This window comes from Phormidesmis sp. 146-20 (genome assembly GCF_052939475.1).
In genome coordinates this window covers 1-6,545 of record NZ_JBJPHT010000100.1, presented here as the reverse complement: position 1 = coordinate 6,545, position 6,545 = coordinate 1, and the positions used below count along the sequence as shown (strand labels likewise).

Genomic DNA, 6,545 nt, shown 5'->3' with positions numbered 1-6,545 from the left:
GGCTTGGTGAATGCAAGGAGCAAGCTTAATCATTAATTTAGAAATGCGCTCTAAGGGCTACCGTGTACAGACAAGCAGATTGATCAGTCATTGCCGAGATGTTCCGCCCCCTACGTCCCCCATTTTGGGGAACTTTGAGTAGAAAGATTTTTACAGTTCAAGCAATTTCTCAAGGGTTCAAAGTCCCTCACTCGTGGGGGATTTAGGGGGCTGAAGCCGACTGAAACGAAGCGATTAACGACTTATGTATACACGATGGACTTCTAGTACCAAACTCACTAGTTACTGATACAGATCCTCGCCCCCTAAATCCCCCATTTTGGGGGACTTTGAAACGGCTTCCCTGATAGGTTTTTTTCAAATCTGAGAGATAGAAATCGGTTAATCAACTGATTTTTTATGAGTATCATTTGTTGGTTGATTTGGTATAAGGGAGATTAGAAAAAATGTACAGCTTTGCAAAGCGTTGGTATGAGATTCTTAAGGAATTTGAGTTAAGAAATTTAAGCTTTGATTTTTGCTCACCCACGATATCTGAAAAAACACAAGTCAATCTTTCTTTAGAAAGAATTGCATCTACCGATAGAGGTGGAAAATTGTATTTGTTTCTAACTTAGAATAGCTGTCGTTGAGAAACCTCCGCAAAGTCAGAGGGTAGACAAAATAATCACATAGACCTGCCCAACGCTGCGATATCACAGGTCTAGCACTTGTTCACATTTGGAAATTTGCCATGTATGAAGTCGTCCAAGCGGTCTTAAATAGCGAAGAAAAAATCGCGCTGCGCCAACTGATCGAAGCCCTGAGCGAATCGGGGAACCGTTACTTTTTGAGGAATGAAATCCTTTTAGCGTTTGCAGATTATTGTCATCGATCGCAAAAACCAGGTTACTTTTATCGCGCCTCGTCGCTGGGTAAGCTGATTCATCACACTCACGAGATCATGCTAGAAAGCGACAACATCTGGCTAATCGTGCGCCCCTGGATTGCCAGCCAACAGATCTGGCGCTGGGATGCAGACCTCGAAAAAGCTGAACGCATGACCCCCCAAGCACTCCTCGAAGCGCGCGATCGCCTAGTCAATCGGGCCCAGCCTCAGATTTTTGAGCTAGATGTCAGTGCGTTTTACAAAGATAGTCCTGAAATTAGCGACCCGCGCACCATTGGTCAGGGGCTAGAGTTTCTCAATCATTATCTGTGTGATGAGTTGCAGACCAATCCTCAATACTGGTTAGACGCACTGTTTGAAGCGCTGCACTTGCGTCAATATAATGACATTCCGCTGCTGGTCAACGATCGCATTCACAACGGACAAAAACTTCGCGAACAGGTTCAACAAGCGCTGCGATTTTTACGACTTCATGATCCGGATGCGGCCTATGCCGACTTTCACCCCAAGCTGCAAGAAATGGGACTGGAGCCAGGATGGGGCAATACGATCGGGCGAGCCTGCGAAACATTAGAACTGCTCGATCGCTTGATTGACAGTCCCCAACCCGCAATCTTAGAGGCATTTGTGTCTCGTGTGCCTGCGATTTTTCGAGTGGTGCTGGTCTCGGTGCATGGGTGGGTGGGCCAAGAAAGTGTGCTGGGGCGACCCGAAACCGCCGGACAGGTGGCTTATGTGTTGGATCAAGCCCGGAGTCTAGAAAATAAGCTGCGAGAAGACATTCAGATTGCAGGACTCGATTTGCTGGGAATCCAACCCCAGGTGGTGATTTTGACGCGGCTCATTCCCAATTGTGAAGGCACTCAGTGTGGGCTGCGCTTAGAAAAAATCGATGGGACAGAGCACGGCTGGATTCTCCGGGTGCCCTTTCAAGAATTTAACCCCAACGTCACTCAAAATTGGATTTCTAAATTTGAAATCTTCCCTTATCTAGAAAGCTTTGCGCTAGATGCCGAAGCCGAACTGCTCAAACAATTACAGGGTCGTCCCAATCTAATTATTGGTAACTACACCGATGGCAATTTGGTAGCATTTCTATTAGCGCGTCGGCTCAAAACGCTGCACTGCAATATTGCTCATTCTTTAGAGAAACCTAAATACTTATTCAGCAATCTTTATTGGCAAGATTTAGAGGATCAGTATCATTTTTCGGCTCAATTTACCGCCGATTTGATCAGCATGAATGCGGCAGACTTTGTGATCACATCGTCGTATCAAGAAATCGTCGGAACGCCTGAAACAGTGGGACAGTACGAATCCTACAAGTGTTTTACGATGCCTCAGCTTTATCACGTCGTCGATGGGGTTAATCTCTTTCATCCCAAGTTTAATCGAGTGCCACCGGGAGTAAATGAGACGTTTTTCTTCCCTTACACTCAGACAGAAGATCGACGCAACTGTACGCGCATTCAAGACTTAATCTTTCAGCGTCAATCCGATGACATTTTGGGCAATCTGCAAAATTCTGAGAAGCGATCGATGCTGGCCGTTTCTCCCATAAATGCCATCAAAAATCTTGCGGGATTAGTGGAATGCTTCGCCAAAAATCAGGAACTTCAAGATAAGTGCAATCTGATTTTAGTCACCAACAAAATACATGCTTCAGCCGCAAAAAGTCCCGAAGAAGCGGACGAAATTGCAAAGCTGCATCACCTGATCGACCACTATCAGCTTCACGATCGCCTGCGGTGGATTGGCATTCGGCTCCCCAGTGAAGATCTGGGAGAAGTGTATCGAGCGATCGCGGACAAAGGCGGGATTTTTGTGCATTTTGCGCGATTTGAGGCGTTTGGACGCACCATTTTAGAAGCGATGATCTCTGGCTTACCGACCTTTGCCACTGAGTTTGGCGGAGCCGTAGAAATCATTCAGGACGAAGAAAACGGCTTTTTGATCAATCCCACCGACTTTGAATCCAGCACTCAAAAAATCTTGCAGTTTCTCCAACAGTGTGACGCTGACGCTATGGCATGGAAAACACTATCCGACAAATCCATCCATCGCATTCGCGAACAGTATAATTGGCGGTTACACACAGAGCGATTATTGGCGATCGCCAAAGTTTACGGATTTGGCAGCTACATTTCTCGTGACAGTCGCGAACCTCTGATGCGATACCTGGAAGCGTTATTTCATCTGCTTTATAAGCCAAGAGCCGACCTGATCTTGGAACAGCACAAGCAGCGATGAAGTCATCAGTGTTAAGTTGTCTACCAAAACAAAAACAAGTCTTAAGTTCTGAATGAAAGTACAACAACCGCCGGGGGGAGAGGGACAATAGAAAAAGTTTCACGACCTCAGTAGCACAGAACACAATCAACCCTTTCTAGATTGGCGTGACTTTTAGAAGACTAGCGCTGCAACTGCACAATTTAAAAAGCTGCCTAAATTCCTTCGCTAGTGAGAACTTTGAATCAGAACCCCAGGCTTGAAGTTCTCTAACACGCCCGATCGAGGACAAAAACCGAATTCCAACGCAAAAAAACTTCCTGAAAACAGACTCAGACGTTAAATTGACGGCCCATTCCTTCCCCCGTGACGATATGCAGACCCAATCTCCCCCTCCCCAAGTCGATCAAGCCCTGCTCATGAATACTCCAGATCAATCTCCTGCCCTCAGATACACCGATTGGACATTGATCGAAACTCAATGGATTCCTGACCAACTACACGCTAGAGAAACCGTCTTTACGATCGGCAATGGCTACGTCGGCACCCGCGGCACCTTTGAGGAAGGCTACCCTCGCGCGACTCCTTCGACGCTGATTCATGGCGTTTATGACAGTGTGCCTGTGATGTACACCGAGTTGGTCAACTGTCCCGATTGGCTGCCTTTGTCGGTGAGCCTGAATGGAGAGCGGTTTCGCCTGGAGCAGGGAGAAATTTTGAGCTATGAGCGACAGTTGGATGTGAGGCGAGGTTTGTTGAGTCGATCGGTGCGGTGGCGCAGTCCCAATGGCAAGACGATCGAGTTGAAGTTTGAGCGATTTGCGAGTTTGGCTGACCAGAATGTGTTGGCTTTGCGCTGTCAGATCACGCCGATCGACTTTAGTGGCTATATCGAAGTCCAGGCGAGTATGAATGGCTATCCCGAAAATCAGGGCTTTAATCACTGGGAATGGCTCAATCAGGGCAAAGCTGATCAGGGTGTGTGGCTCCAGGTGCGGACTCGCAGTTCGAGAATTGAGTTAGGGATGGCTTCAGGAATGACGATCTCTGGGGCAGAAGCGTCGTTACAGGTGACGAGCGTTCCCGGTTATCCCACCCTGACTTCTGGATTTATGGCAGCAGATGGGCAGACGGTGACCGTCGAAAATGTGATCACGGTTTTCACCTCTAGAGAGGTCGAATTGCCTGCCCAAGCGGCTCAAACAAAATTGGCCGACTTGCCGCCTTATGATCAATTACTCAAAGCCCACGAGCAGGCCTGGAGTCAGGTGTGGCAAACCAGCGATGTCGTGATCGAAGGCGACACCAGAGCACAACTTGCGATTCGTTACAACCTGTTTCAGCTATTGATTGCGGCTCCTCAACAGGACGATCGCGTTAGCATTCCCGCAAAAACGCTCTCTGGCTTTGGCTATCGAGGTCACGTCTTTTGGGATACCGAGATTTTTCTGCTGCCCTTTTTTACTTATACGCAGCCCACGATCGCTAAAAATCTGCTCACCTATCGCTACCACACCCTGGCCGGAGCGCGACGCAAAGCGGTCTACTATGGCTACAAAGGGGCGATGTTTGCCTGGGAAAGTGCCGATACGGGGGATGAAGTCACGCCTCGTTGGGCGTTGCCGACTGACCCTTATGCCGAAGATATCCGAATTTGGTGCCGCGATCGGGAGATTCACATCAGCGCAGATATCTCGTATGCAACGTGGTATTACTGGAAAGCAACAGGCGACGATGAATGGATGCGCGATTGTGGGGCGGAATTGATTTTAGATACGGCGGTGTTCTGGAGAAGTCGCGTTGAGTGGAATACCAAAAAAGAATACTATGAAATCCGAGAAGTAATCGGAGCCGATGAATATCACGAACACGACGTACACAACAGCGCATTCACCAATCGGATGGCTCAGTGGAATCTAGAAAAAGCAATTTATGTCTTTGATTGGCTGTTTCACACCTACCCCGACAAAGCGATCGAGCTACAGCAAAAATTACAACTGACTTCAGAGCGGCGATCGCGTTGGGAAGATATTGTCAAAAACATCTCCATCCCCTATGACAAAAAGACGGGCTTGATTGAAGAGTTTGACGGCTTTTTTGCCCTCGAAGACATCAACTTAGCAGACTATGAGCCGCGCACAAAATCCATGCAGTCCATTTTGGGCATTGATGGCGCTAACAAGCGTCAAGTTCTCAAACAGCCCGACGTATTGATGCTGTTGTATCTGATGCGTCAATCTCAAGAGTTTCCCTACAATCTGGAGATCTTGCAGAAAAATTGGGACTACTACGCCCCGCGCACTGATATTACCTATGGCTCCTCGCTTGGCCCGGCGATTCATGCCATTCTCGCGTCTGATTTGGGTGATCCGCAAGAAGCTTACGATCGCTTTATGCAGGCCGCAATGGTCGATCTCGAAGATGTGCGCGGCAATGCCGCCGAAGGGATTCACGGAGCGTCTGCGGGGGGCATTTGGCAAGCGGTAATTTGGGGATTTGCGGGGGTAAAACTAACCGAAGCAGGGCCGATCGCCAACCCTCATCTGCCTCCCAATTGGACGCGATTAAACTTCAAACTACACTGGCGCGGTGAATGGCACGAATTTGATCTGACGAATGCAACGACTAGCAGTTCAGAACCCGTAATTCAGCAGGTGAAATCATGACTCCATCGGACAATTCTCTGACGAATTCAGCCCCTTTGCCCCATCCTTTTGACGTTCAGGGCGTGATTTTTGATCTAGATGGCGTGTTGACAGACACCGCAGAATATCACTACCGATCGTGGCAGCGATTAGCGGATGAAGAGGGGTTGCCCTTCGATCGTCAAGCGAATGAAGCGCTGCGAGGCGTGTCTCGTCGTGAATCGTTAATGCACATCATTGGGAGCCGATCGTATACAGAAGCGCAAATCCAGGAGATGATGGAGCGCAAAAACAAAAACTACGTCGAATCGATCAAAGAGGTGACTCCAGCCGATCTACTTCCGGGATCGCTAGAGCTATTAGACGAACTCAGGCAAGCCGGAATCAAAACAGCATTAGGATCGGCCAGCAAAAATGCTCGTACCGTGATTGAGAAACTGGGCATTGTCGATCGAATCGATGCGATCGCCGATGGCTACAGTGTGCAAAATCCCAAACCTGCACCGGATCTGTTTCTCTTTGCGGCTAATGAGATTGGGTTACAGCCGTTTCAGTGTGTCGTGATCGAAGACGCAGCGGCGGGAATCGAGGCCGCGATCGCGGCGGGAATGTGGGCGGTCGGATTGGGGCCGAGCGATCGAGTTGGGGCAGCCCATGTCGTGTTACCCAGTCTTGAAGGCATCAAATGGTTAGACTTACGAACAAAATTAGCGAACGTCGCGAGTAGCAACACTTCGGACAAAATTAAGCAGCGATCACGCCGTAGGAGCGCAGACTTTCGT

The 6,545-nt window shown here is 48.6% G+C and carries 3 protein-coding genes; all 3 read left to right on the top strand.

What is annotated here, in order from left to right; all coding sequences use genetic code 11:
* The first annotated feature begins 733 nt into the window (after nucleotides 1–733).
* Nucleotides 734–3,139: a sucrose synthase gene (locus ACKFKH_RS33205; protein WP_446862671.1), complete on the top strand. Its 2,406-nt coding sequence runs from the start codon at nucleotides 734–736 to the stop codon at nucleotides 3,137–3,139.
* 398 nt (nucleotides 3,140–3,537) lie between these two features.
* Nucleotides 3,538–5,784, top strand: coding sequence for a glycoside hydrolase family 65 protein (locus ACKFKH_RS33200; RefSeq protein ID WP_446862670.1), 2,247 nt, complete (start codon nucleotides 3,538–3,540; stop codon nucleotides 5,782–5,784).
* On the top strand, nucleotides 5,781–6,545 hold a 765-nt coding region (pgmB, locus tag ACKFKH_RS33195; protein ID WP_446862669.1), incomplete at its 3' end, for a beta-phosphoglucomutase. The genes ACKFKH_RS33200 and pgmB, both read left to right, overlap by 4 nt.